The following is a 2,398-nucleotide window of genomic DNA, read 5'->3' as shown; positions in this document are numbered from 1 at the left end:
TTACGGCGGGGTGGATAAATTATGCTTGACAAACTAATTTGAGGAACGCAAAAATGAGTCAGTCAGTCAGTCAGTCAGTATATTGCGCTTGGTATCAAAAACAAGCTGATTTTTATTTCTCCTGAAAACCGCATTGAATATTTATTTGAAAAACGTTCACGCAATTTTTCTAATCCTGAAGAGCAAGTTCAGGCGGAAGTTTATTGCCGTCTGATTTTGCAGTATGGCTACCCCAAAGAACGCATTCGCAATTTTGTGTCGGTAACGATGGGTTCTACCACCAAAGAAGCCGACATCGTGGTCTATCGTGATGACAAGTGCGAGCAACCGCATATTTTGGTGGAATGCAAAAAAGCCGAAGTATCCGAAGCGGAATTTGTCCAAGCCGTCAATCAAGCCTATTCTTATGCCTATGCTTTGCCCAACAACGTCAAATTCGTGTGGGTAACATCGTCCATCAAAAACGAATATTTTTCGGTAGACAAAAGCAAAAACACCCGCACCACTTTGCCTGATATTCCACCTTTTGGTGTGGATAAACTTGCCAGCTACAAATTTGTCAAAGGGACAAAGCCGTCTGCCGAAAAAGGCAAACAGCAGTTTTTTGATTTGCAAATTGTGGACGAAGCTGATTTGACACGCCGTTTCAAACAAGCCCACAACGCACTTTGGGCAGGCGGTCAGCTCAATCCGTCCGAAGCCTTTGATGAATTGGACAAACTGATTTTTTGTAAAATTTGGGACGAGCGAAAACCTCGCAAAGACGGCACGCCTTATGATTTTCAACTGATGCTGGACTTTGATGAACAAAACGAAGACGGCATAAAGAAAAATAATCAAGCCCTATTAAATCGCATTACCGCACTTTATGCCGAAGGGCGCACCAAAGACCCCGAAGTGTTTAAAGACAATATCCGTTTATCGCCTGAACGGGTGCGTACCATTGTTGGCTATTTGCAAGAAGTCAGTTTGAGCAAAACTGACCTTGACAGCAAAGGGCGCGCCTTTGAAACCTTTATGGGTTCATTTTTTCGTGGTGAGTTCGGGCAATTTTTTACCCCGCGTCGTGTTGTAAAATTTATCGTGGACGTATTGCCGATTACTCACGACAGCTATGTGCTGGATACCAGTTGCGGTAGTGGCGGATTTTTATTGCATGCTTTGGACAAAGTACGCCGTGAAGCCGATGAATATTATCAAGACGGCACGCCCGAACATCATCGCCATTGGCATGATTTTGCCGAGAAAAAACTTTACGGCATTGAAATCAACGAACAAATCAGCCGAACCGCTAAAATGAATATGATTATTCACGATGACGGACACACTAATGTCATTTCTGCCGACGGTTTGTTAAGCGATGGCGAACTTCAAAACCAAAGCAACAATTTAGGTTTTAAATACAATCACTTTGACTTTATCATTACCAATCCGCCATTTGGTAGCACTGTTAAACAAACCGAAAAAGCCTATCTTGCTAATTACAGTTTTGGGCTAAAAGACGTTTCTTGGTTAGATATCAAAAACAGCGGTGTGCAAAACCGCGATACCCAAGCCACCGAAGTATTATTTATTGAACAATGCCACAACTTTTTAAAACCCAACGGCTATTTGGCGATTGTCATTCCTGATGGCATTTTAACCAACAGTAGTTTGCAATATGTGCGTGATAGCATTGAAGAAAAATTCCGCATTATTGCTGTGGTCAGTCTACCACAAACCGCCTTTAAAGCCACAGGTGCAGGCGTAAAAAGCAGTGTGCTGTTTTTGCGTAAATACGATGCGAGCGAAACAAAACGCCTAAGCGACATTAAAAAAGACATTCAAACCGCCATTAAAAACCGTCATCAGTATGAAGCCACCCTAAAAGCATGGGATAGCGAGAAAAAAGCCATTTTAAAAAATGCCACAGGTATTGATTTTGAGGGCGATTTAAAAGCTTTCAAAAAAACCGAACAATATAAAATGTGGAAAAATGAGATTAATAGCGAATACAGTGATAAAATCACTACACTCAAAGAAAACCTACTAGATGAGTATCTTGCCCAGAAACAAGCCCAACTGCCCGATTATCCGATATTTATGGCAATCGCCGAACACATCGGCTATGACGCGACAGGCAAAGACACCGCCATCAATGAACTGGACGTTATCGGCACAGAATTGGCACGTTTTATTATGGGAGTAAATCATGGCGAGTTTTGATTTTCAGGCGGCATTAACGCACGGAAAAATGTTTTTAGTGAAGTCAGGGGAGTTGGATGGCCGATTAGATGTTGATTATTACCAGTTTAATCAAAATCATGTTGATACAACAAAATTATCTCATCTTATTAGAATACAAGGTGGTAAGAGATTACCCAAAGGCGAAAATTATTCTGACGTAGAAACAAATTAT

The 2,398-nt window shown here is 41.5% G+C and carries 2 protein-coding genes; both read left to right on the top strand.

The window, feature by feature from the left end; genetic code table 11:
- Positions 1–81 precede the first annotated feature (81 nt).
- A complete protein-coding gene (locus B0181_RS11390; protein ID WP_078277611.1) occupies positions 82–2,205 on the top strand; it encodes a type I restriction-modification system subunit M in 2,124 nt (707 codons plus the stop codon).
- The coding region (locus B0181_RS11385; protein WP_143821609.1) for a hypothetical protein at positions 2,192–2,398 on the top strand (207 nt) is incomplete at its 3' end. The genes B0181_RS11390 and B0181_RS11385, both read left to right, overlap by 14 nt.

Source organism: Moraxella caviae (assembly GCF_002014985.1).
Classification (GTDB): Bacteria; Pseudomonadota; Gammaproteobacteria; order Pseudomonadales; family Moraxellaceae; genus Moraxella; species Moraxella caviae.
This window is presented reverse-complemented; position numbering and strand designations above follow the sequence as displayed.